Source organism: Butyricimonas sp. Marseille-P3923 (genome assembly GCF_900184685.1).
In the GTDB taxonomy this organism is placed as follows: Bacteria; Bacteroidota; Bacteroidia; order Bacteroidales; family Marinifilaceae; genus Butyricimonas; species Butyricimonas muris.
The window spans coordinates 2,318,155-2,344,864 of the sequence record NZ_FXXL01000007.1; the positions used below are offsets into that span (position 1 = coordinate 2,318,155).

The 26,710-nt window shown below is 44.4% G+C and carries 18 protein-coding genes; 10 read left to right on the forward strand and 8 right to left on the reverse strand.

Annotated elements, in window-relative coordinates; translation table 11 throughout:
• Nucleotides 1-216 precede the first annotated feature (216 nt).
• From CS948_RS20975 to CS948_RS21005, 7 genes are all read left to right on the forward strand, one after another.
• The gene (locus tag CS948_RS20975; RefSeq protein WP_099294289.1) at nt 217-642 is read left to right on the forward strand and encodes a retropepsin-like aspartic protease; all 426 of its coding nucleotides are present in this window, start codon (nt 217-219) and stop codon (nt 640-642) included.
• A 98-nt stretch (nt 643-740) separates the two neighbouring features.
• Nucleotides 741-3,740, forward strand: a complete 3,000-nt coding sequence (gene secDF, locus CS948_RS20980) for a protein translocase subunit SecDF (RefSeq protein ID WP_099294291.1) — start codon at nt 741-743, stop codon at nt 3,738-3,740.
• 194 nt (nt 3,741-3,934) lie between these two features.
• The gene (locus tag CS948_RS20985; RefSeq protein WP_018338306.1) at nt 3,935-4,183 is read left to right on the forward strand and encodes a (2Fe-2S) ferredoxin domain-containing protein; all 249 of its coding nucleotides are present in this window, start codon (nt 3,935-3,937) and stop codon (nt 4,181-4,183) included.
• Nucleotides 4,174-5,889, forward strand: coding sequence for a [Fe-Fe] hydrogenase large subunit C-terminal domain-containing protein (locus CS948_RS20990; RefSeq protein ID WP_099294292.1), 1,716 nt, complete (start codon nt 4,174-4,176; stop codon nt 5,887-5,889). Before CS948_RS20985 ends, CS948_RS20990 begins: the two co-directional genes overlap by 10 nt.
• A gap of 11 nt (nt 5,890-5,900) precedes the next feature.
• Nucleotides 5,901-7,085: a SpoIIE family protein phosphatase gene (locus CS948_RS20995; protein ID WP_099294293.1), complete on the forward strand. Its 1,185-nt coding sequence runs from the start codon at nt 5,901-5,903 to the stop codon at nt 7,083-7,085.
• A gap of 28 nt (nt 7,086-7,113) precedes the next feature.
• Nucleotides 7,114-7,368, forward strand: coding sequence for a hypothetical protein (locus CS948_RS21000; protein WP_099294295.1), 255 nt, complete (start codon nt 7,114-7,116; stop codon nt 7,366-7,368).
• A complete protein-coding gene (locus tag CS948_RS21005; protein ID WP_099294297.1) occupies nt 7,358-8,779 on the forward strand; it encodes a monomeric [FeFe] hydrogenase in 1,422 nt (473 codons plus the stop codon). Before CS948_RS21000 ends, CS948_RS21005 begins: the two co-directional genes overlap by 11 nt.
• A gap of 79 nt (nt 8,780-8,858) precedes the next feature.
• Here CS948_RS21005 and CS948_RS21010 read toward each other — a convergent pair whose 3' ends face one another.
• From CS948_RS21010 to CS948_RS21040, 7 genes are all read right to left on the reverse strand, one after another.
• Nucleotides 8,859-10,784 carry a M64 family metallopeptidase gene (locus CS948_RS21010; RefSeq protein WP_176555159.1) on the reverse strand — a complete coding sequence of 642 codons (1,926 nt, stop codon included), beginning with the start codon at nt 10,782-10,784 and terminating at the stop codon, nt 8,859-8,861.
• 39 nt (nt 10,785-10,823) lie between these two features.
• Nucleotides 10,824-11,747, reverse strand: a complete 924-nt coding sequence (locus tag CS948_RS21015) for a hypothetical protein (protein ID WP_141561003.1) — start codon at nt 11,745-11,747, stop codon at nt 10,824-10,826.
• A gap of 29 nt (nt 11,748-11,776) precedes the next feature.
• The gene (locus CS948_RS21020; protein WP_099294302.1) at nt 11,777-13,309 is read right to left on the reverse strand and encodes a RagB/SusD family nutrient uptake outer membrane protein; all 1,533 of its coding nucleotides are present in this window, start codon (nt 13,307-13,309) and stop codon (nt 11,777-11,779) included.
• 13 nt (nt 13,310-13,322) lie between these two features.
• Entirely contained in the window at nt 13,323-16,901 is a 3,579-nt protein-coding gene (locus CS948_RS21025) for a SusC/RagA family TonB-linked outer membrane protein (RefSeq protein ID WP_099294304.1), read from the reverse strand.
• A 48-nt stretch (nt 16,902-16,949) separates the two neighbouring features.
• Nucleotides 16,950-18,137, reverse strand: a complete 1,188-nt coding sequence (locus CS948_RS21030; protein WP_099294305.1) for a FecR domain-containing protein — start codon at nt 18,135-18,137, stop codon at nt 16,950-16,952.
• A gap of 71 nt (nt 18,138-18,208) precedes the next feature.
• The gene (locus tag CS948_RS21035; protein WP_176555160.1) at nt 18,209-18,712 is read right to left on the reverse strand and encodes an RNA polymerase sigma factor; all 504 of its coding nucleotides are present in this window, start codon (nt 18,710-18,712) and stop codon (nt 18,209-18,211) included.
• Between the two features lie 210 nt (nt 18,713-18,922).
• Nucleotides 18,923-20,311 (reverse strand): Gfo/Idh/MocA family protein, encoded by a 1,389-nt coding sequence (locus CS948_RS21040; protein ID WP_255302111.1) that lies wholly within the window; start codon nt 20,309-20,311, stop codon nt 18,923-18,925.
• Nucleotides 20,312-20,548: 237 nt separating this feature from the next.
• Here CS948_RS21040 and CS948_RS21045 point away from each other — a divergent pair, with 237 nt between their 5' ends.
• Nucleotides 20,549-22,402 (forward strand): hypothetical protein, encoded by a 1,854-nt coding sequence (locus tag CS948_RS21045; protein WP_099294310.1) that lies wholly within the window; start codon nt 20,549-20,551, stop codon nt 22,400-22,402.
• A gap of 402 nt (nt 22,403-22,804) precedes the next feature.
• A complete protein-coding gene (locus CS948_RS21050) occupies nt 22,805-23,773 on the forward strand; it encodes a glycosyl transferase family 90 (RefSeq protein ID WP_099294312.1) in 969 nt (322 codons plus the stop codon).
• 156 nt (nt 23,774-23,929) lie between these two features.
• Here the strand turns inward: CS948_RS21050 and CS948_RS21055 are convergent, their stop codons facing one another.
• Nucleotides 23,930-24,349, reverse strand: coding sequence for a helix-turn-helix domain-containing protein (locus tag CS948_RS21055; protein ID WP_099294313.1), 420 nt, complete (start codon nt 24,347-24,349; stop codon nt 23,930-23,932).
• Nucleotides 24,350-25,083: 734 nt separating this feature from the next.
• On the opposite strand from CS948_RS21055, the gene glpA reads away from it, so the two are divergent.
• On the forward strand, nt 25,084-26,709 hold the full coding sequence (glpA, locus tag CS948_RS21060) for an anaerobic glycerol-3-phosphate dehydrogenase subunit A (RefSeq protein ID WP_099294315.1): 1,626 nt from the start codon (nt 25,084-25,086) through the stop codon (nt 26,707-26,709).
• Nucleotide 26,710 lies beyond the last annotated feature (1 nt).

Genomic DNA, 26,710 nt, shown 5'->3' on the forward strand with positions numbered 1-26,710 from the left:
GGCTAAGTGTGGGCGAACATCAGGCGAACAGTAGGCGATGCCTTTAGACAACCGCCTAAAAGCCTCTCTACAACCACCCCACGGGGTTAGAAAAAGGTAGCTCACCGCCATGACTATGCCGGTTTCACCCCTTACCGGAAAAAAATCTTTTTGAAATTAACACCCCCGTTTTTTGGATTTCACCGAAAATGTTTAGTTTTGTGCAAACGAAATTGTATGGAGATAAAGATTCCGATAGAGGTCGTTGAGTTGGAAGACAATAGTTTCCACATCATCGCCACCCTGCAAATCGGTAGTATAGAGGGGGATTTTATTATAGACACGGGCGCATCCGTGACGGTCATAGACAAACTGACACCGTTTTCCTATGAACCGCTGGAAGATGTTTCCGAGATTAACTCCGGGGGTGTGTGCGGAGAAATCAATGAGGTTGAGCTGGTGAATATCACAACCTTACATATCGGCGGACACACGATAGAGAATGTACACGCGGCAGTCATAGACTTGCAATACGTGAACTCTTTATACGACAAACACCTGCGTCGTCGGGTTGCCGGATTGTTGGGAAGTGATTTTCTCGTGAAGCACGAAGCCGTCATTGATTATAGAAATAAGGAGTTAACATTAAAAGTATCTGCCTAATTGTATAGCTATTTTGAAAAAAATGTTATACTTTTGCGCACTAAAATATGTGTTAAAGCGAAGAATTGAAACATAGTATATTATAAATTATTTAACAGATGCAGAATAAAGGAGCGATTACACTACTCGCTGTTGCACTAGCATTGGTGAGTCTTTATCAGTTGTTTTTTACTTATAAAACGAACCAGGTAGAGAGAGCAGCAAGCGCATTTGCGAACGGCGATCCGGCTAAAGAAAAGCAATATTTGGATTCAATCGCAAATCAAACGGTTTACAATTTCCTCGGATTGGCCAAATTCACTTACAAGGAATGTAAGGAATTAGAGTTGAACCTCGGTTTGGACTTGAAAGGCGGTATGAACGTAACCATGGAAGTTGACGTGGTTGACGTGGTAAAAAGCCTTGCCAACCACAGTACTGACCCCGCTTTCAACCAAGCGATAGAGGAAGCCGTTAAAATGAGAGTTTCCAGCCCGAAAGACTTTGTTACCCTTTTCGGTGAGGCTTTTGAAAAAATAGCCCCGGGAGCACAGTTAGCTTCTCCGGCAATCTTCGGTACTCACGAGATGAGAGAAAAAATCAAAGTGGGCGCGACCAACAAGGAAGTTCTCGACGTGGTTAGAAAAGAAGCGGAAGGAGCTATCGACAACACGTTTAATATTCTCCGTACTCGTATCGACCGTTTCGGTGTGGCACAACCCAACATCCGTAAAGCAGATATTTCCGGAAGAATTATCATCGAGTTGCCGGGTATCAAAGAACCGCAACGTGTAAGAGAGTTGTTGCAAGGAACGGCTGCATTGGAATTTTACGAAACATACGATAACAGCAGAGCATTCGATGCCGGCGACCAAGCATTTTACAACTACCTTGCCCAAGCAGACCAGAAGTTAGCTGAAGTGTTGCAAGCACAAGCCAAAACTGAGGTTGTGACAGACACAGCGAGTCAAGCGGGAGTAAAACAAGAAGAGAATAAAGAATCCGCCATCTTGGACGCGATCAAGGGTGAAGCCGATTCATTGAAAAATTTAAGCCGAAACGATATCGCGAAAGAACACCCGTTATTCGCTTTATTGCAACCTAACATGACACGCGAAGGTTTAGGAACCGGTTCATGTGTCGGTTACGCTTTCGCGAAAGATACCGGGACAATCAACGCTTATTTGCGTATGCCGCAAGTAAGAGCGTTATTCCCGCGCAACTCCCGTTTGTTGTGGGAAATGAAAGCTACTCCCGAGGGATTAATCGGGTTGCACGCGATTAAAATCACGACCCGTAACGGAAAGGCTCCTCTTGAAGGAGACGCGGTTGTGGACGCCCGTCAAGATTACGACCAACAGGGAAAACCGGTTGTTTCCATGAGCATGAACAGCGAGGGAGCCAAAACTTGGGCTCGCTTGACCAAAGATAATGTAAACCGTAGCATCGCTATCGTTATTGACGGAGTGGTAGCCTCTTCACCCAACGTGATGAACGAAATCAAGGGCGGTAGCTCTCAAATCTCCGGTCGTTTCGACGTGAAAGAAGCAGGTGACCTTGCCAACATATTGAAATCCGGTAAATTGCCCGCACCCGCACGCATCATCGCTGACGAGGTTGTAGGAGCATCTTTGGGACAAGAAGCTATTCAATCCGGTATGTGGTCATTCATCATCGCCTTCGTGCTGGTATTGGCTTACATGCTATTCTTCTATAGCAAGAGCGCCGGATTGGCTGCCGATATCGCGTTGCTTGCCAACTTGTTCTTCTTGTTCGGTATTCTGGCATCCATCGGAGCCGTGTTGACACTGCCCGGTATCGCCGGTATCGTGTTGACCATGGGTATGGCGGTTGATGCCAACGTGTTGATTTACGAACGTATCCAAGAAGAGTTAAGAGCCGGCAAAGGCTTGAAACTCGCTATCAAGGAGGGTTACAGTAACGCATACTCCGCTATCATCGACGGTCAGTTGACCACGTTGATCACCGGATTTATCCTGTACTATTTCGGAGAAGGTCCTATCAAAGGATTCGCGACCACGTTGATCATCGGTATCTTGTCTTCTCTGTTCACGGCAATCTTTATCACCCGCTTGATCCTCGAGAGAGCAGCCAAGAAGAGTGATAACGTGACATTCACTACACCGTTGACCGCGAACTGGCTGAGAAATACCAAATTCCCGTTCTTGCAAAAACGCAAGATCAGTTACACTATTTCAGGTATCGCTATCATCATTTGTTTCGTATCTCTGTTCACGAGAGGTCTAGATAAAGGTATCGACTTCGTCGGAGGTAGAACTTATACCGTGACTTTCGCCCAAGACGTACAAGTTGGAGACGTCGCTGAACAATTGGCTGAAGTTTACGGAAGCGCACCCGAGGTAAAAACAGTGGGAACAGCGAATAATGTTAAAATCACGACTAAATACAGGATCGAAGAAAGCGGCGCTGATGTTGACGCTAATGTAGACTCCTTATTATACGTGGGATTACAGAATATTCTCCCTGCCGGAACTGATTATGAAACATTCCGTTCCGTGAACTTGCAACAAACCCAAAAGATCGGACCCGCCGTGGCTGAAGACATGACGAGAGCCGCTATCTGGTCGGTATTGTTCGCGTTACTCGGTATCTTCATCTACATCATGGTGAGATTCTCCAAATGGCAATACGGAGCCGGAGCTGTTGTCGGTTTGGCACATAACACGATTATCGTAATCGGAGCCTTCTCTCTGTTTGCAGGCTTGTTACCGTTCTCGTTGGAAGTAGACCAAGCGTTTATCGCTGCCGTGTTGACTGTTGTGGGTTACTCAATCAACGACACCGTGGTTGTATTCGACCGTATCCGTGAATATCGCAAACTGTACCCGAAACGAGATGACGGGCAGGTGGTAAATGACGCGTTGAACTCCACGCTACGTCGTACGTTCAGTACATCATTATCAACAATCGTCGTGTTGTTAGCGATATTTATCTTCGGTGGGGCATCTATCAAGGGATTCATTTTCGCCTTGTTAGTCGGTATCGTGGTCGGTACATACTCGTCACTGTTTATCGCGACTCCGATCTCTTTCGACTTAAGCAGAAGATTCGGGAAGAAATCAGAAGAGAAAAAATAGTACTATTTTACTATATAGAAGAAACCGCCTCGGTCGAGGCGGTTTTTTTATACCAAAATCTTTATTTCACTTACAAATTGAAAGCAAAAAACGGCAAATAATATTAAAGTTGCAATTTACTTGGGTTTATTGCGATAAATGTCTTATTTTTGCAACGCAGAAAGTATCAACCTGAAAATCGAAGAAGTACAAGTATGTCAAAGCGCCAAATCAGAATCTGTTTAGGAAGTTCCTGCTTCTCCCGGGGAAATAACACGAACCTCGGGGCAATCAAGAAATACCTGAGTGAAAACAACTTGGAAGCAGAGATCGATTTTTGTGGACATTTGTGTGAAGAATTGTGCAGCAAAGGTCCGATTATTCGGATTGATGATAAAGTGTACGAAGAAGTGAATCTCTCTCGTTTATATAAAATCTTACAAGAAGAGTTCCCATGCAACTAAGACCTATCTACACGGAATCGGACAATTGTCAGGATTGTTACAAGTGCATACGGGAATGTCCCGTGAAAGCAATCCGAATGGAAAACAACCAAGCCTCCATTATAGAAGACCGTTGTATCTATTGCGGACATTGCACGCAGATATGCCCAACCGGAGCTAAAAAGATTCGCGACGGACTGACCCGGGCGAAACTGACATTGGCGCAAAACCCGAAAGTATTGCTCTCCCTCGCCCCCTCGTACGTGAGCGAATTCGAGGGAATCCATTCCAGCGTGTTGATTGCCGCTATCAAAAGATTAGGATTTGCCGACGTGTCGGAAACCGCGCTCGGGGCGGAAATCGTTTCAGACCGGACGGACAAATTCCTGCAAGAAGCGGAAAACGGAGTTTATATCTCTTCAGCCTGCCCGGTCGTAGTGGAATATATCCGGAAATACTCGCCGGAACACGTGCATAACATTACGCCGATCATTTCCCCGATGCTGGCTCATGCCAAAATATTGAAACAATTATACGGGGATGATGTCAAGATCGTGTTCGCCGGCCCCTGCATCTGCAAGAAACTGGAGGCAGACACGTTCAATCACTTGATCGACGTGGTGATCACGTTCAAGGATTTAAAGAAATGGTTCGAGCAGACCGAAATAAACCTTCATCAAATCGCACCGGGACAACCGAACGCGCATTTTATCCCTTATCGTTCGGGATTGGGCGCGTACTATCCTATCGAGGGCGGAATGTTGAAAGGCTTGCATGAAGGGGGAAAACAAATACACAACATGGCCTTTTCCGAATTATCGACGGTAAAAGACGTGCTGAAATCTCTGGATACACACCGGAAAAACGATTCCATTTTTCTGGAACTATTGGCATGCAAAGGCGGTTGTATCAACGGTCCCGCGAAATTAAGCCATATTTCCCCGGCGTTAAAAAGATACGAAATTATACATCAATCGGAACTGGGCAATCCCAAGGATGATTTTAAAGATATAGACCTTCAGATACTATTCTGCAAGGACCCGCATATCCAAGACCATATCTACACGGAAGAGGAAATTAAACAAGCCATGGCAGTAGTCGGGAAAACCGGACCGGAGGACGAGTTGAATTGCAGCGGTTGCGGGTACGACTCTTGCCGGGATTTCGCCATCGCCATGCTGGAAGGAAGAGCCGAGGAAAACATGTGCGTATCCTATATGCGGAAAATCGCGCACGATAAAGCGACGGTTCTCCTGCAAAAGATACCCGCCGGTGTGGTATTGGTCAACTCGGAGTTGAAGATCATGGATATGAATCAATCCTGTGCCACGATCATGGGCGAAGACATAGCCGCCATATACGAGGTTACCCCCGGATTGAACGGAGTTCCGTTGAAAAACATCTGTTCTTTCGAAGACTTGTTCCGTGCCGTGTTGACAACCGGCAAAGAAATTATCGAGCGGCAAGTGCGTGAAGAAGAGCACACGTGGATTATTTCAATTTACAATATACAACCTCATCATCTGGTATTCGGATTACTGCAAGACCTGCGGGAACCTTACGTGCGCAAGGAATGGATGCTTGAAAAAACTCAGGAAGTAATCAAAAAACACATGGAGACCGTTCAACAAGTGGCTTGCTTACTCGGAGAAAACGCGGCATTTACTGATGCCATGCTACGTACCGTTATGGATGCTTACAAAAAGGATGACAAGAAACCACTTTAATTTCATTTGTTTTGAGAAATAACGGTAATTTCATCGAGGTTGACTTCTTCCAGAAGAACAAAGCAGGCAATGTTGTTTGCGGGGATTGTTTCATGTCGCAGAAGTTAAAAGGCGAAGGACGCGTAATCAGCGTGTTGTCCGACGGGTTGGGTAGCGGGATCAAAGCCTGCGTGCTATCCACGATGACCGCTACCATGGCCATGAATTTCACCGCCATGAACGAAAGCATCCTGCGTACTTCGACTTCTATCATGAACACCTTACCCAAGGATATGGTGCGCAAGATCAGTTACTCCACGTTCTGTATCTGTGATATCGACTGTTTCGGAAGCGTGAAGATCATCGAGTACGAGACTCCCTCGTACTACCTTTACCGTAACGGCTCATTCGTGAACATACACAAGGAAAAGATCCCCGTGGAACGCGAAGATTTAGAAAACACATGCCTGTGGATTTCCGAATTTACACTGGAAAAAGAGGATCGAATCATCTTCTTCAGTGACGGAGTCTCGCAATCCGGAATGGGTTCCCACAAAATGCCTTTCGGGTGGGAAGACGGCGTTAAAGATTATGTTGCCGGTTTAATAGAACACTATAATGATATATCAGCCAAGGAACTCGCGCATAAAATCGTGAGTCAGGCAGAAAAAAACGACGGGTATTCACTGAAAGACGACACGAGTTGTTGTGTCATCTACATGCGGAAACCCCGGAACCTACTTGTATGTACAGGTCCTCCCTACGACGAGAAAAATGACAAATACCTTGCCAACCGGGTACGGGAATTTCAAGGTAAGAAAATTCTCTGCGGGGGAACGACAGCTACCATCCTTTCACGGGAACTAGGGGCAAGCATGGAAGTAGATATGAATATCGTGGACAAGGAACTCCCTCCCATTTCCAAAATGGAAGGAATTGATTTGGTCACGGAAGGTATCCTCACGCTCGGGAAAGTGGAACGCATCCTGACCGCCGGGGATATAGACAAACGCCGTGAAGCCGGACCGGCCGAAATGGTGGTAAAAATGTTGTTGAATAGCGATAAGATCACGCTACTCGTGGGAACCCGTATCAACACGGCGCACCAAGATCCCAATCTACCTGTAGAATTAGAGATCCGGAGAAACGTGGTCAAAAAAATAAAATTTTTATTGGAGACAAAGTATCTGAAAGATGTAGAGATTATGTATATTTAGGGGCAAAATTCAAAAACTGGCTCACATTATGGAAAAAGTAAATTTAAAAATATGCGTAGGCACCATGTGTTATGTTATGGGCGGCGCTGAATTGAGAGATGTTATTGAATCTCTTCCCCAGAATATCACCGAACATCTGAACGTTAGCTATTCTCCATGCCTCGGGTGCAGTAAAGGCGAAGAAGCACCCCCGTTTATAGAGATAAACGGCAAACGAGTCGCCGGCGTTAGTAAAAATAGTTTAATACGAATTATAAAAGAGGAACTTAGAGATGTTGTATGACAATTTTGCAATGCTCACGAAACGTGAGCTACTGATTAGAATTGTAAAACTTTTAAAAGAAAAGAATTTAGTAGACGGCGTGAAGTACATCCCGGTGGAAATGCGTCCAAAAAATAAGCGACCGATAAAATGCTGCGTGCATAAGGATCGTTATATCTTGAAACACAAGATTATTTCAATTTTGGGTTTCGAGATCACGGACGAGGAAATCGACTTAATCCCGTTAGCTGAATTCGCGCAGAAAGCCTTGGACAACAAGAACACGAAAGAGAATATTCTTTCCGTGGTACACGAAGCTTGTAGCGCGTGTATGCAATCGCAGTATTTCGTGACCAACATGTGCCGGGGTTGCGAGGGACGTCCCTGCCTGATGAACTGCCCGAAAGCAGCCATCTCCTTCAAAGGCGGCAAAGCATCTATCACACAGGAAGACTGCGTGAGTTGCGGACTTTGTGCCAAAGTGTGCCCCTACCACGCGATCGTGTACACTCCCGTACCTTGCGAGGAAGTATGTCCGGTAAAAGCAATCTCCAAAGGAGAAGACGGCACGGAACATATTGACAAAGATAAATGTATCTATTGCGGAAAGTGTATGCAAACCTGCCCGTACGGTGCCATCATGGAACGCTCCAAAATCATCGACGTGTACAAAGGCATCACGAACCCGGATAAAAAGATTATTGCCATTCCTGCCCCAGCTATCTATGGGCAGTTTAACGCTACCCCGGGACAGATTCTTGCAGCCATTAAAGCTATCGGATTCGACGAAGTAGTTGAAGTAGCTCTTGGTGCGGAAGACACTTCCCGCAACGAGGCTGCCGAATTCATGGAACGCATGCACGAGGGCAAACCTTTCATGACCACCTCATGCTGCCCGGCATACGTGGGTTGGGTAGACAAACACGCTCCCATGGTGAAACCGTTCGTTTCGGACACCCGTAGCCCCATGGTATACGCTGCCCGACGCGTGAAAGAACAATATCCTGACGCGGACGTTGTATTCATTGGTCCCTGTCTGGCAAAACGCTACGAGGCAGAAATGTACGTTCCGGAAGTGGATTACGTGATGAGTTTCGAGGAACTCGGTGCGTTTATGGTCGCTTACGACATTGATGTAGAGAAATGCGAAGAATTGCCGCTGAACCCGGAAGTAACGAAATACTCCCGCGGATACGCCCAAGCCGGAGGTGTTCGTGACGCTATCGTTCAAGCGGTAGGTAACGGTTATACCACCCTCTCGCTCGAAGGATTAGATAAAAAGAACCAAACCTTGCTGAAAATGATGCCGAAGAAACCCGAAGCCCAATTCGTGGAAGTCATGGCTTGTGACGGCGGTTGCGTGAACGGTCCTTGTTCACTAGCCCCGCTGACGCTGGCAAAACGGCAGATAAAGAAGGCGTTGGATAAATAAGAAAATATTCATTCAAAAGCAAGTGCCCCGAAAGGGGCACTCTTTTTTTACACAAACACAAGAAAGAAGAGAATCATCACTACGGAGCTCCTTCCAATAAAACCATTCTTCCCAATGGCTCAAAAGGTTGAATTTGCTCCACGTAAACCCGGGAACGGGCATACGGTTTTTCGATAATATCTTTTTCCACGAACTCATCAAAACTATACGTTTCCCCTGCCAAAGTCATAATCCTTTTAACAATGGCTTCCCGGCTAGGAGCGTTATAGTAAGCAGAAGCATCCCGCATACAACTATTATTTTCCGGACGCCAAACACCATACAGGAAACAGCTTCCCCCCTCAAAAGCAGACACATCTGCATATTTTTCCAACCCGATAAAATGAGCCCACTTCACTTTAGATAAATCATTCGTGAGGTCCACGTTAGCATAAAAACCGTTTCTTACTTGCTTTTGAAAATTGTCCAGTGCCAAACCAGAGATAGCAGCAGGATTATTGACATATTCTTCATCCAACTTGGCAAAAGCATGACCTCCCGCCTCGTGTTGCACGATCGCCCGAAAATCCTGAGGCGCAGGCAAGGTCGATACCGGACAAATTGCAATACATGACCCGTCATCCCAATTCAACGTAGTTCCACCGTAGCGTCCGCTATTGGCAACCAACACAATCGTTGTCGAACTTAAATTAGGAATAGGCGCTTTCTTGGCATAAGCAAAACAATCGTCACTATTAGTTCTCATATCGGCTCCCACAAGTCCCACGAACATCGTACCAAATTTCGTATCTTTCACCTTACTCCCTACTGTTATTCCACGTTCGTTTGATACTGCCGTCACCACATGCACGTTAAAATAATCACGATAAGATTTATAAGGTTCTATCGCAAAAAACAACCGAATCGCTTCCGTTATATCCTGTTCATATTTACCACCGACGACTACATCAGACTGCACGTAACCATCCCCCATAAATACCAAATTAATTCCCTGACCTCGTGTCGCTAACTGATAAGTTTCCACTTCTCCGTCTTCTACCGTGAAACCGTATCCTTCCTGTTGCGGGTATATATTCATGAAAGCGTCCCAATTCTGCCAATTAGCATGTAACCTCAACTCTTCCGGAAATTTACCGGACAGTTGATTACCATTTAACACGAATCGCTGCAATTCAGATAAACCATTCAAATCAGCAGGTAACGCACCTTTCAAATCATTATCGGGCAACTCGATCCCAATAACCCGCCCTTCCCGATCGGTCGTTATCCCGTACCACTCGCTCGTGGGAGCATCCGTTGTCCAATTCGTATGATTTGTCCATTCCATTCCCCCGGTCGCTTCATATAATGCGATCAAAATATTCCGATCTTGAAAAGCCGGTATCCCGACCTGAAAAACAACAATCGTATCCGCCAAACTACTTTCCGTATCTTTTATGACAATGTTTCCTTTCCGGTCTCCACCGGTATTCTTTGCCACATTGAATGTCAAAGTTGCGGTAACCAGAGCCCTAGATTGTATTTCTGTAATCCACGAGTATTCCGGGGCTATATATACCTCGTGTTTCACGCTACTCTTTAATTCCACGGAGAACCTGCCCCCCCCGGCAGATATATTTTGCCGGTTAGGACTAAGAATAATCGCTTTCTTACTTTTCTGTACTACTTTTATTTTCTGTTCGACCAATCCCGCTTTCACGATTAACTCCATTTCACGATCGTCATACTCCTCGTAAAATTTCGATTTCACGAGTACTTCCATTGTCCCCACCTCTCCTCGTTCCGGCTTGACACTACACCAATCACCTATCCCGGTAATCTGCCATGCTTGGTCAGAGGTCAGGGATATCACCTTTTCTCCCGCATCCGCACTCAAATAAATCACCGTGTCGGAAACGTTTAAGACTTCCCGGGAAGTGACAGGATCGCCTGAATTGTCTTTGCTGCACCCGAACACGAACAAAATCAGCACCCCTACTCCCCATAAAAACATACTCGTTTTCATAACCATTTTTTTATATTCCTCTACCATAAAAACAACATATCATTCAACGGGTTCTCCCAACGCGATAGCACTCAAATCCAAATGGTAATTCTTTTTAAAATGATTCAACACCATCTGATAGCGACGATTGATTAATGCGTAATCTGCTTGAGGATATTTTGCTTTGAATTTCTCCGGCGTCTCGAACAGAATCTGCCGCACATAGCACAAAAAATCAGCATTCTTATTCGTGAGTACTCCGATATCATTAATCGGACTCTCCACGGTAAAATCCTCTTTCACGTAATGCACGAACCCTCGGTTCAAAAAATAATCGGCATTCGTGGGGTAATAACTCAACGCTTTACGATAATCCACTCCATCCGTAAAACCCGCCGGTTCAGCAACAAAACCATCTTCCAATCCTTTCAGGATAACGGCATATACCATACGATTTCTTCTCTGCTTAATATTCTCATCTTTTAGTTTTTCAATCTTCTCGTCCGTGAAGCTAATTGCCCAGAAATCCAAGCCGTCAAATTTATCCGACACGTCATATTTTCTCTCCTTGTTACTCTCCACGTGTAAATCATTCACAAGGTAAAAATACTTAGGTAAAATAGGACGGACAAAATCCTTATTGAGAAAACGGAACAAGTTATCCCTCACGAAATTAAAATAGAAAGGTACCTGAACATCTGTCAATCCTTCCCCGACAAATATATCTTGAGGACGGGGAATAACCCATCCCCGGTTCAAATCCTTTGTCTGAAAATCCTTGTACACGATATAAACCCCCATATCCTCTTGAATTTTCTGAATCTCCCGATCCCACTGGTTTTTCCCTTGTGGAAATTCGAAAGGCATTTCCTCCGTGTAAGGCGTGGCTTCCAAGGCTTTCTCATCGTCACAACCTACCATGAAAAAGAGACATCCCACTATGGCTAACTTCCACATCTGCAATATACAATTTCTTTGTTTCATAATCTTTCTCTTAAAAAGTACAACATACATCAATCATTCCTCTCCGGGGCCAACGGATTTTGTACCAATTCTTTATTAAGTAACAATACGTCCGTGGGTATCGGCAGCACGTAAGCGGGATCCTTTTCCCGGAGCGTGTAAGTCACGCTATTCGTGGCATCCGTGTACCACACGTGTTTAATCTCCGGCATCCCGTAACGACGCAAATCGAACCAACGGTGTCCCTCGAAACACAATTCCCGACGCCGTTCATTCCGGGCCATCTGAACCAACCGATCAGACGTGGCCGGCTCTCCCAATTCGGCACCGACAGGCAAACGATTCTGTCGCAATGTATTCAACAGTTCCATTGCTTTCGTCTTATGTTCGCCCGAATTTTCCAATTTATATAACATGGCTTCTGCCTCCGCCTGATTCAGATAGGCTTCCGATAACCGGAAACTTCTGGCGTTATAATCACTATTTCCATACCCGGAAGTAGGATTATAACCATCATCTATTGCGAATTTTCCATAAGGTTTCTTCCAAGGTCCGGAATACTCTTGAACCAAGTATTGAGCACCTCGCTTATCCATCATCGAGTATGAATCAAAAAGATCTTGAGAAGTACGCATCACCCCAACCAGTTCATAATACTCGGTAAATTGAATTGTATTTATAAACTTACATATATCACCTAACCTTGAATACACCCAAATAGCTTCCGGACACTTATAATTATGCATCACGTAATACTCTTGAATCTCATATTCTTCCGCATTGGGAGGAAATTCATCCAACGTGACCAATCGAAAAACGGGATTCCCAATCACCTTTCCCGCATAGTCCGAAGCCTTTTGCCATTCTTCCATGTACAAATAAACCCGGGATAATAGCAATTGTACGAAAGGCAGACTTACTTTGTAATCCGGTTTCCATTGTTCCTCCGTTGACATCGCCAAATAAAGTTTCTCGGCTCTTAGCAAATCTTTCAACACCTGTTCATATACCTCTCCCACCGTATTCCTTGGCATACTCGAATTCTTTACACCGGCTGTCAACTTCAAAGGAACCCCGGGTGCATTTTTGTCATAATTATAAGGCAACCCGAAACAATTCACGAGATAAAAATAATAGTAAGCTCTCAAAGCACATGCTTGGGCGATCACACTATTTTTCTCTTTCTCCGTTCCTTCCACCCCGTCAATATAATCCAGCACGGCATTCGTTCCTAGAATCGCCTCATACGCTACCGTCCATATATCGTAATCACCCACGTACTCTTTATCAAATTCATCATACATATTCGATTGCCACGTGTAAGCGGCAAATATAGCCCCGGAAGCCATTCCCAAGTAATCCTCGTCTGAATTAAATTTAGGGTTTTGTGCAATATCGTCTTCAAACATCGGGAGTAATCCATACAACCCAAAACTGGCACTGTAAGTTTCAAACGTCAGTAATTCTTCCAGTGAAGATACTTTTGTCGGCACGAACTCGTTCTCTGATTTGGGCTCCAAAAAATCGCTACACGAAAATAAAAGCCAGATCAACAGAGATAAATATAACAATTTACTTTTCATAATCTCAATTCATTTAAAATCCCACGCTAAAACCTAAAGAATACGTCTTGGGCATAATACTATTATCTAACTCAGGATCGAAACCGTTCAAACGCTTGCTCGCGATCACGAATGCGTTATTCATTACCAGATTAACCGACAAATTCAATATCCCAAGTTTCTTACACCAATCCTCGTTCATATTCCACGTCAACGAAAGCTGATTACAACGCAAGAAGGAAGCGTTCACAACTCGAATATCAGATTGCCTCCACATCTCGTATAGCGAAAACTGCCTTCCGTTAGGCAAATTCATCCACGAACTAACTCCACCGGAATAATAAGCCGGGATATCCGTGCGTTCCTCGTCACCCGGTTGTTTCCATCGTTTAAGCAAATCCTTGTCCATATTAGCGTAAGGACTTGGAAGACGCTCCTGATTCGGGTACAAATTCGGCAAACGTCTCTTCGCTCCCAGCAAGAGAGAGAAATCTCCGCCTATCGTAAAATCTTTAAAGCGCAACCGGGTGTTCAAACCTCCCGTGAAATACGGTTCACTTTCCCCGGAATAAACCAAAAACGAGGTCGGATCAATATCATTTCCAGCCTCCACATCCATCAAGTTAAACTGAGGCATGCCGTTTTCCGGGTCCAATCCCTTAAAAGAGAAAGACCAGAAAGCAGACAACGGATATCCTTTCTTCAATACCCGATCACTGACACCGTTCAGAAAAGCATCCACTGATGTCATCCCGGAATCAATTCGCTTCGCTTTATTCCAATTCTTGGATGTATTCAAACCGATCGTCCAGCCAAAATCTTTCGTGCGCACGGGAGTAATATTCATCGTGAACTCAACCCCATGATTATAAACTCTTCCCCCGTTCAACGCCATATCCGGCACCCCGTATTCCTTTGGTATCGGCTGGTATATAATCGCATCTGAAGCTCGCCTGTAATATTCCAGACACATGGTCACCCATTTCAGGAATTGCAAATCCATTCCCACGTTCCACGTTTTCGTACTTTCCCAACTCAGATCGGGATTCGGCAAACTGGCGATAGAAACTCCGTACGTCGCAAAAGGCTCGACAACACCCTGTTGTGCCACGATAATATCCGGACTAATAGTTTCCACCACGTTTCCCTGTATACCGTAAGACACTCTAAATCTTAACTGATCCAACCACGGAAGACACCTCCTGACAAGTTCTTCTTCTGACACATCCCACGACAATCCCACAGAATAAGACGGGTCAAAACGCTTGTTCACGTCTTGTCCGAAACGATTCGACTCGTCATTCCGGATACTGGCATTCAACACGTAACGATCTCTATAAGAATATACCAACGTGGCAAAATAAGACAAGAAATTATCCGTACCCGTGGTATGCCTCCAAGCCCCGCTATACAAATCTTTGTAGACACTGAACTCTTCCAGTCGAGAGGGACTCTGTGAAACAAATTCGCTCGGCAAAGTAGGACTAATCACTTTTTTCCCCCGGTCGGGCACGTATCCCCAAACCTTGTTCTGCAGACTTTTGTTCGCGGTCGACCGGACTTCAAATCCTAACATGACGTTCAAGCGATGCTCTTCCTTAAACGTCTTATCGACCAATAATTTATTTTGCACGTTATAATTATGTGTTGATGCGTTCGAGGTAAAAAATTCACCACCAAAGGGCAACACGGCAGCAGCATAATCTGGATCTCCCTTTATCGCTGCCCCGTAGTCATAACCGCGATATTTACCCGCGACATAATATGAACGCTCTCCCGCATATGACTCTCCATTCTTCTCATCCTTGGAAACTCCGGCAACCAATTGATATTTCAACCAAGAAAGAATATCCCAGTTCAAGTCTATCGTAGCATTAACCCGTGTTGTCTTCGAACGGGAATACGTGTTGTCAATCTCGTTTAGAATATTATATTTCAGTGGGGTTATACCCGTACGATACTGGTAACTAGCGGGTAATTGGTAAAACAAACGGTCTCCTTCATCGTCATAAGCCCGTATCGCCCGACTCGTAGAAGTAGCGTAACTCATCGGATTTACTCCGGGACCGTACCCGTTCACCTTATCCAGCGATCCTATCAAGGTCAAATCTACCCGTAATTTCGGGTGCAATTTCACCCCCAAATTCAAGCGTCCGCTCATTTGTTCCTGACTATTCTTCAACTCCACGCCCTTATTGTTGGCATAAGAAACCGAGGCGCTATACGTGATCTTTTCCGAGCCACCCGATATACTCAAATTATGATTGTGACTCACGGCATTTCTAGTCAAAAGATCCAACCAATCCGTATTTGTCGTTTCCAATTTTGCCAGTTCCGTCACGAAATCATCCTTGGAAATATCCTGATCCATATACATACGATACAGCCCCTCGTAGGTATCCAGTTGCTTGATAGGAGGATATGACGCATCATAACTTCCCCCGGCATCAAATACCTCTCGTGTAAATTGGATTCTCTCTTTGGAATCCATCAAATTAAACAGTCCGTAAGTGGGACGTCTCCGGAAAGAAAGATTCATCGAGTACTTGATACTCCTACTCTCGTTAAATCCTCGTTTAGTGGTAATCACGATCACACCGTTGGAAGCTTTTGAGCCGTAAATTGCCGTGGCGGAAGCGTCTTTCAATACCGTGATCGTCTCTATATCCGCCGGGTTCAACCATGAAATCTGACTGCCGACAATATTCTTAAGATCTTCCGTCATGGCATCATTCCGATCAAAAGGAATCGGGTCAGGCTGAATCACACCGTCAACAACCCACAGCGGAGCCTTGTTTCCCAAAATCGTGGAAGTCCCGCGAATGCGTATCTCCGGACTCGTCCCCATGCGGGAACTCGTGTTCATCACCATCAATCCGGCTATTTTCCCCTGCAACATCTGGTCGATAGACGTGTAAGCCGGCATCATGATATCCGCCGCGTTAACTTTCGAATAAGACCCCACCATATCACGGGAACGCACATTCTGATACCCGGTTACAACAACCTCATCCAACTTCTCGTTATCCTCTTCCAAGACCACCGACAACGGTTGGTTGTTCGTTACCTTCACTTCCTTTCCCTTCATTCCCACGAAAGAGAACTGCAAAACAATAGAATTTGAAGGAGGAACCGATAAGATAAACTGTCCCTTGGAATCAGTCGTTACCCCCGTGGAAGTACCTTTCAACAAGACAGTCACACCCGGTAACAAATCACCTTGGACACTTTTAATGGTTCCCTTTACCAACCTCGTTTTTTCGGCTTCCCGTTTAAACACGATCTGATCCCCCACGAACTCATAAGCAATCTGGCTTCCCCTGACACAAGAATCCAACGCGACACGTAATGGCACTTTTTTCAAATTCAAACTCTTGCGCCCCAATTTCAATATATCCGCATCGTGATACATAAATTTATAAACCACCTGTCGTTCCAGTAGTTTAAAAATCTCGATCACGGTCTGCCGTTCCACCGAGACTGAAACCAAAGGCTGTTTATCCTGAGCGTAAACGGGAAAGAAGAAAATCACCCCAAGGAACAAGCTCAAACACGCTCGCTTTTTGAGCAAAATACGATCTCTTAAAGATCGAAATTCTCGATTTTTTTTCATAGTTTTGTTTTATTAAATTTAGAATGGCAAAGACGGTAATTATAGGCCTTAATTATACTTTCCGGCTTTGCCGTTTGTTTTTATTACAATACTCCTTTCTGATTTCTCAAAAGTTACGATATTCATCCTCTCTATCAAATCCAGTATTCTATCCAGACCATAATCCCTACTTACCGTCCCCGTGAACTGATAAGCTTTCAGATTTTCGTCATCAAACACAAAAGTGACATCATACCAACGCGATAAACGATTTACGACATGTACCAACTCGTCATGCTCAAACACGAAAAATCCCTGTACCCACGCTAATTCCTTATCAACATTCACCTCTCTCTTTTCCAACCGACTGCCAACGACATACGCTTGTTGTCCCGAATTCAATACAAGCTTGTCCTCCCCGTCCAACGTCACACGCACGCATCCTTCTGCCAATGTCGTCATCCACAAATCCTCGGCAGGATAAACCGACATTCCGAAACGCGTACCCAACACTTCTGTCCTCAACCTACCCGATTCCACGATAAAAGGTCTTGATACATCTTTAGCCACTTCCAAATAGACCTCGCCCCTCACTTCTATTCCACGAGTCGAATCACTGAAAAATTCGGGAAAACGAATACTCGATTCGGAATTCAAACGGACTAAAGTTCCATCTTCCAATACCACACTGTACTCTCCTCCCCGAGGAATATCCAATCGATGATAACAAACCGTATCCCCGCGCATTTCCCCACCCCCGCATACTAATTGCTTTATCGAATCCTTGATACGGAAGCCTGCATTATCGCCCGATTCGCTCCCTTGACAAATCGGCACGACCTTACCGTCGGCCGTTGTTAATAAAGCATATAATTTTCCAGCGGATACAGTTTTCCCCGGGGTATTCTCCGGGACTGTCCGGGTACTGAAAAATATCCCCCCGCCGATAATCAACAAAAGTACTACCGCAGCAGCGACATAACACCATGCGTATACTCTCCGTCCCCCTCGCACACGGGGATACCGCCATACCAATAAATCGAACTCCTGCCGTGTATCTATTTCGCTCCTCCTCTCGTAATGCTCTTTCAACAGACTTATCGACCGTACATTCATGAACAATTCACGATTCTTCCTATCCTGTCTCAACCACCTTGCCAATCGAACCCGTTCCTCCTTGTTCAACTGCCCGTCGAAATATTTCTTTAATAAAGAAGTATATTCATCTATTTTTTCAAATGCCAACCCGTCGTTCATACGATTTCTTTCAAGTATTTTATACTAACACACGAAACCTCGTGAAAACGACTACAAGCAAATAAAAAAAATCACATAAAAATGAGTAAAAAAACAGAGAAGTCCTTCAAATATTCCCTTAATATACTCTTTGCCCGTTGTTTATGGGTAAGTACCGTATTCACCGAAATATTCAATTTTCTCGCGATCTCCTCGTTCGACAAACCGTCGACATGCATCCATAGTACCTCACGTTGCATTTCCGACAGCATTTCTATCTTTTTACAAAGGAAATCATACATTTCTTCCTCAACGACAATATCCCGAAACTCCGTCTCGTTCTGTAACTGAAACAATTTCTCCCGCCCCCGAATCTCTACTTGCCGATCCCGCAAATAATTTATCGCCCGGTTTCGTACGGCGGCATAAAGGAAAGCCTTCACGTGAGCCTCTTCCCGAAAAGTAGTAATTCGCTCCCACATGGCGATAAACGCCTCCTGCACAATATCCCTCACGATTTCCGAATCGTCGACAAACCGTGTACAAAACTGGTAAAACAACTTCACGTGCTCCTGATGAAAAGCACGAAAAGCCATTGGATCCTTTTTTACCAATCTATCAATAGTATACCCCTTATTTTTAGATATCATACACCAACTCCACGCTCTTTGTTTCTCCAAAAGTAGAGAAAAAAACAATTACTCGTCTATTTCCAATTTAATTTTATAATAAAAAAAGAGGAAATGTCTTATTTTGACACCTCCTCTTATATATAAGCTCTTAATCCCAAGCTATTCCATCATCTTTCATTTCATGAAAGCGTGACGATACCCCTTGATCTTATTCCAACCGCCGCGGGTGAAATCCGGAATTGCCACGGGAGCACTGTTGTTTTCCAGTGAAAGTGCAGTCAATTCACCGAGACAACACCATTCTGCCAAGTCATACACGTCCATATCCAACGGCAAACCGTTCTGCAAGCAATACACGAGGCGATAATCCATGATAAAATCCATGCCGCCGTGTCCGCCGACCTTCTTGGCTTGTTCTTCCAATTCCTTTTGAATGGGATGTTTGTATTTTTCCATCAAGGCTTTCTTCACTTCTTGCGGCACGAAACCGTGAGCGTTTAGATTCTCGTGATCCGGCATCACGTCCGAGGATACCTGCGAGGGTTGCAGGGCGTAGCCTTGTATCGGGTATTTATTGGCAAAACCTTTCGTACCTGTCAACTGGTACATCCGACTGTACGGACGGGGCGATGTCACGTTATGCTGCATCTGTATCGTTTTACCATTCTCCGTGTGAATTAACGTCACCGTGTGTTGCCCGTTCTTGAAATCCTTCACCTCTTCACCCGTCTTGTTTTTGATATACTCCGGTGCAGAAACAGCTTTCGTGTCCATGCAAACAAGATAATTCATCTTATCGCCGCGGTGAATATCCAGCAATTGACAAGCGGGCCCCATGCCGTGAGTGGCGTAAATATCCCCCCGGTGTTTCCGGTTGTAGTCCATACGCCAGTTATTCCAGTAATAAGCCCAGAACTCGTCAAGATTATGAATGTAAGCACCCTCGACGTAAAGTATTTCCCCGAAGACATCATGTTGCGCCATGTTCAACGTGGTCAACTCGAAGAAATCATACACGCAATTTTCCAACATCATGCAATGCAATTGCTTTTTCTCCGCCATGTTAATCAACGCCCAAATCTCCTCCATATTCATGGCGGCAGGAACCTCTATTGCCACGTGTTTACCGTGTTCCATCGCGTAAAGAGCCATCGGCGCGTGATGCAGCCAATCCGTGGCGATATACACCAAGTCAATGTCATCCCGTTCGCAAAGTTGCTTCCACGCATCTTCACTTCCCGAATAACCCGCCGCCTCCGGCAATCCGGCACGTCTCAATATCCCTTGCGTCTTATCCACCCGTCCGGGAACGATATCACAGAGAGCCACGACTTTTGTACCCGGTATATGCGTGAATCTTTCTACCGCTCCCGGTCCCCGCATCCCCAACCCAATAAACCCGACACGCACGGTATCCAACTTGGGAGTCACCAACCCCAGCACATCTTTCTGTCCCGCCGGACGTTCCGGCACGGGCACCTCGATAGGCATCACTTTTTGAGCCGCCTTCTTGTCCACTTTACAAGAACACGAGCAAAATAGTCCGCCCGAAAAAATTGCCATAGCAAATAATAAGGTCTTCATTACTCTTTTCATACAACAACACTTTAATATTTAAACACTGATTATATTCCTTCTTCTTCAAACACGCTCTAAAAGTAATAATAATCCTTTATAATAATATAATCTATCACAAAATAATGCAGGTAATCAAATAACCAAAAACAATACACATTATACCTACATAGATAGATTTCCGGATTTTTTTCTTAAATTTGTAAAAACCTATATTTATTACTTATGGATATCTCATTCGAATCTCAATTGGAAGTCTATCGATCATTATCCGGTCAGGCAAAACTTATCGTAGACATGTTGGCACACTCTTGTTGCCCTATCAACAGGAAGGATATGGAAAGTTTATTCCCTGACGTCACTTCCCCCCGTTCCGAATTACATGCGACCTTCAAAAGGCTCCAACAGGCTAAAATTGTTTGGTATTGCATGGAAGGCGGAAGTACTGATGATTACTACACGTCTATGTTAGCTCTGGAATTAACCATTCTATTATTCCTGCAACAGGTAAAAGAGGGGCGCGATATCGAGCAAGAAGTCAGCACTCCACAATTCTGGGAAAAAGTAAATCGAACAGGACGCCCCACGAGAGAGAGGATACTAGCTATATTCTTTGATGTAAAATTACCGGATCACGACCATTTCCCGATCCCGCATTTTTATAAACAGCAACTTCTCAACACAGCCTCAAAGATGAAATCATCCTTTCATCTCGAAACAACATTTCCCGAAAAATACCTTATACGCCACTTCCGGGATATTGTCCGGTTACAAATCGAACAGATTCATCCTAACCCGTCCATCGCTTGTTGGTATGACCGATTTACCGTTATACACAAAAACTCTCCCCTCTTTCATGCCACCTTGCAAGATACACGGGCAATCCTAACACTCTTGCTTCCCGGCAAATCAGATCAAATTCCCGACAACGTAAATCCCGCCACCAGAGAAGGAGCATCCTTATTGGGAATGTACTACCTTTATCAAGGTGATTACTCGCGTGCCCTTCGATATTTTTCGGAAGGGGAATCAAATAAAACGATATTCGACGACTATCGCCCCACCCAATACCCCATATTCCTATTCGGTAAAGCCATGGCTTACCTGCTAGATTCTAAAACATCTATCGATATCAATTCCCCGCTAAACATTCTCCCTCCCGACGACATTTTCGAACGGCTCGCATGGGCAAACAAAATGAACAAAAGCCCGGAAGAAATCACTCGCTTACTACCGGCAGAAGGCACTCTTCCCCCCTTGTCCCAATATCTACTGAACAGCATGAAACAATACCTCGGACTAGCCGTCGACGGTTCATTGACATTCCTCGAACATCAAGCCGCTAAACTAGGTTGGGACATTCCGTCTTTAGTAAACAAATGTTTATCGAGAAAAAACTCAGTATCTTTTAAACAAAATACCATACTAACGGGAAAATGGGAAAAAACATTTGCCCCTCTCGTGGAACAGACATTCACACCAATCATTCAAAAAGATAGGACGAAAGAACTCTTGGTCACACGAACAAACACATTCCGGATCGCGTACTTTATACGCACATGGGGCAAACAACAGTGGATGATTGTCCCCAAGCTACAGAAAACAAAGGATGGAATCACATGGACATCCGGCATGCCTATCGCTGCGCCAAGACTCTTCGAAGGCTCCGTCCCCGACATGACCGATTGGGACTGTGAATTAGCCTACCCGAATCTTTCCAAAGAAGACAAGATAATTCTTCTCGCGGGACATCCTCACGTCTACAATGAAAAAGATGAACAAAGACGTTCCGTTCAAATCATAAAAATCAATCCCGCTATCTCGATACGACAAGATGACACGGGATATTGCATAACCACAAATCTTAAAAATTTTGTATCCCGACAAAAAATTCTTTGGGAACGAAATTTTCTGAAAGCCACGATCTATGAAATTACTCGCCAACAACACTACATTCTCTCTTGGCTGGACAAGTTCTCGCATTTGCCATTCGAAGCGCACGATGCTCTGGTTGCCTTAATAAAACATCTACAAAAATCCGTCACTATATACACTGACATCGAAATCAATATAGAATAATACCGGATAGTCTGTCATTCACTTCTTAAATCTTTGCAATATGCAAAGATTTAAGAAACACCATGATGTAAACTCCGGTTTTCCGCCGAAGTCCGATTTATTTAGCCTACTATTTGTCAAATACCAAAAAATATCTATTTTTACATTGTCATCTGAGCGTTTCAGATAGAAGATATTTTAAAGGCGTTTGTTTGGATTCTTATCTTTAGAATCTTAATTACTACAATGTTCTGTTGGGTGGACATGATATTGTATGTCGTGTATAATATACATTAAAAGGCGAATGAATTGTTTGCAACAGAACATTCCGCGAGATATAAAAGATAGATAAAACAAGTATCTCCACGCTTTTAACGGTTATAATTACCTTTTGGAGATAGAGGTAGAAACATGATATCAGACATGCAGTTAATCTATCGTCTTCGTAGTGGAAAGAATCCGAAATGGATTTACTATATTCAAAACATGACTCGTTATGCAATCCCGCAAATCATACTCCGCAACCGTCGTGAAAAAATATTGAAAAAAGCCATGAAACGACCGGATTTCCCTTACATACAAGAACGTGTCGAGTATTATAACAAACTGTCAGAACCCGTGAAATTACCGGACACTTCTCCCCGTCTGGCAAATCACAAGTTCACCAAAAGGGAAAAACAATCCGTTTACTTCTTTGATACCTACGAATTCACCCGCTGGTTCTCGAAATCTCTAAAATGGCAACATTTGCCCGGTGACATCGTTCACGTTCCCGCCTATCCGGCCATCGTGAAAAGCCGTCCTCTTCATCCCGATAATAAAAATTCGGTTCTATTGAATCTCGACAAGATACGCCATTTCATTTTTCTCAAAGACACGATACCTTTCTCCGGAAAAATGAATAAAATCATTTTTAGAGGCAAGGCAGGCTCGAAACCTCGCAGACAACAGTTCATTTCAAAGTTTATCGATCATCCCATGTGCGATGTCGGAGAAGTTGGCAGTAGTCCCAACATACCCGCGGAATGGAGAAAACCCAAAATAACACTACGCGAGCATCTCAAGTACAAATTCATCATGGCACTCGAGGGGAATGACGTGGCAAGCAACTTGAAATGGGTAATGTATTCCAACTCCATCGCTGTAATGCCCAAACCTACTTGTGAAACTTGGTTCATGGAAGGTAAATTAATCCCCGATTATCACTATATTGAAATCAAGGAAGATTATTCCGACCTGATCGAGAAAGTTAATTATTACATCGAGCACGAGAATGAGGCTCTCGAAATTATAAAACACGCTCACGAGTACGTGGCTCAATTCCAGAATAAAAAAAGAGAAAAACTAATTTCTCTATTTGTCATGGAAAAATACTTTGAAAAAACGAATTAAAAAACGGGAGATTACTATTTGAAATATTTTTCAAAAAAAATATATATCAAAGAGAATTTTCCCGAGAAAAGACAAAAAAAATACTTCACGAATGCCCAAAAAACGATTTCAAATCCTTGTGGCACTCGTGAAGTATTATTCCAATATTATACTATCTCAAAATTTCTCGAGCAACTTCTCCAGAAGAGAAGCAAGTTTCCTTAACAACAGTTCATTTGTCGCAAGCAACATAGTCATCTGCTCATCCTTAGCCTTTAAAGAAGAAGCTTGTTTATCAACAATCGCCACCAGATGACGTGTCATTATACTATCATCCTCGCCGACTGAATCAACCCCTAAAGAATCATCATCAACCGCAACAACTTTACGGTATTTCTCGCCCTCGCCACTTACAAGCCAATTCCGGTTTACTCCCAGCAAGTGACTCAGCACCTCCAATTTTGTGGTATCAGGCTTCGTCTTGTTATTCAGGTAGTTTGAAATGGTAGTAGCCGACATGTTTAATGCCTTCGCCACACGGTATTTCGTGTAACCTTTCTCGTTCATCACCTCTTGCAATCTCTCGGAAAATGACATACCCTTTTATTTAGAATTAATTTAAATTTTATCTATTACCAAAAAATAATCCAATTTGATTTTGCATTCTTCCAAATTTGTATTACCTTTGTGTATCGTTTGTTACAAATATAGCGATTATTGGTGAAATCCCCAAGCAATTGGGGTATGTTAATCGGTTGGTGATGTGAGAAGACAAAGATATTTATCCCGTTAATGTTCTTTGTCTTCTCCTTTTATTTATCAAGCCCGCTCCTCACAGACTCCCACAAACAATCAGATAAAGTCAGTTTCAAGTCGGCTTGTTCTACCGTTGTTGAATCGTTGTTCTCTTTTTCTACAACCGTTCCGAAACGGCACAACATCAATTCAACAACATAAGTAAATCAATACCCCCTCTCGAACACACCTCTATTGTAGATTAAATACCGACACTCTTGTCACTACTAGCACATCACTTATTCAACACTTGCCACACAAATCATACAAGATAAATTTTACTTGATCTAACCACAGTTTTCTACCACCTTTAATTCACATCTAGTATTTACCAACAATAATTTATTTTTCCCATACCTTATATATATAGTAAAAGAGATTTCATTTTTCCTCATTCAAGAGTATTTGAAAGCTATTCAAAACACAAAACGGAAGTCGTTCTTTCATTTACTTTCGTTTTTAGATGATTTTGTTGCGATATTATTTTGTTTTCTTTCGTTTTATTCTTTCCTTTGCGATAATAAAATCTTTTGGACATGACACAGCACGAGACAACAAAACCATTTGATGTAATCATCATCGGCGGCGGCGCGACAGGAGCCGGTACTGCCAGAGATTGTTCCCGCAGGGGACTGCGGGTGCTTTTGGTTGAAAGATTCGATATTTCCACCGGAGCCACGGGACGCAATCACGGGCTGTTGCATAGCGGCGCTCGCTACGCGGTAACCGACAAAGAATCCGCGGAAGAATGTATCAAAGAAAATATGATTCTTCGTAAAATCGCCAGCCACTGCGTGGAAGAAACCGACGGTCTCTTCCTCACCCTTCCCGAAGATGACATAAATTACCAGTCCAAATTTGTTGACGCCTGTAGGCAAGCAGGTATTCGGGCTGACGTGATCGATCCGAAAGAAGCTTTAAAGATGGAACCTTCCGCCAATCCCGATATCATTGGAGCGGTAAGAGTTCCGGACGGAGCGGTCGACCCGTTCCGCCTGACAGCATCCAATATCATGGATGCGAAACTACACGGTTCCACCGTGCTGACTTATCACGAGGTCACGGAACTCATCCGCGAGCAAGACCGCATCACGGGCATCAAAGTCCTTGACCACAAAACGAAAGAAACAAAATCCTATTACGGCTCCGTCGTTGTCAACGCCGGGGGTATATGGGGACACAATATAGCCAAACTGGCCGGAATCAATATCAACATGCTACCCGCCAAGGGAGCCTTGTTGATTTTCGGGCACCGGGTAAACAACATCGTGCTGAACAGATGCCGCAAGCCCGCCGACGCCGATATTCTCGTGCCGGGCGATACCATCTGCCTTATCGGAACAACTTCCAGCAAAGTACCTTACGAGGAAGTGGACAACATGTACGTCACCCCGGAAGAAGTGGACTTACTATTGCGGGAAGGAGAAAAATTATCCCCGCTACTGGCACAGACCCGCATCCTGAGAGCGTACGCAGGAGTCCGACCGCTAGTTGCATCAGACGATGATCCCAGCGGAAGAAACGTAAGCCGGGGTATCGTGCTACTGGACCACGCGAAGAGAGACGGACTGGAAGGCCTTGTCACCATCACGGGCGGCAAGCTCATGACCTACCGGTTGATGTCCGAATGGACGACCGACTTGGTTTGCAAGAAACTAAACGTTTCAACCCCTTGCACCACCGCCACCGAAAAATTACCCGGCTCCAGAGGAAATGCCGAAGAAACAAGTAAAAAAATTATATCCGTTCCGCTCGCGCAACGCAACGCTACAATCAACCGCCACGGGGAGATGGCAGACAAGTTTTCAGGGAATACCGCCTTGGACAACAGCTTGATCTGCGAATGCGAAGAAGTATCCGTGGGAGAAGCGAAGTACGCCTTGAACGAGTTGGATGTAAACAATCTGGTTGACTTGCGAAGAAGAACCCGCGTGGGAATGGGCACTTGCCAAGGAGAGCTCTGTGCCTGCCGAGCCGCCGGATTAATGAGCAACATGAAAAAAGCCTGCACGAAAAGAGCGAAATCAGACCTCACCTCTTTCTTGAACGAGAGATGGAAAGGCATGACACCCATCGCGTGGGGCGATACATTACGTGAAAGTGAATACACCGCGTGGATATACGAAGCCGTATGCGGGCTAACATCATCTTCAAAAGAATAAT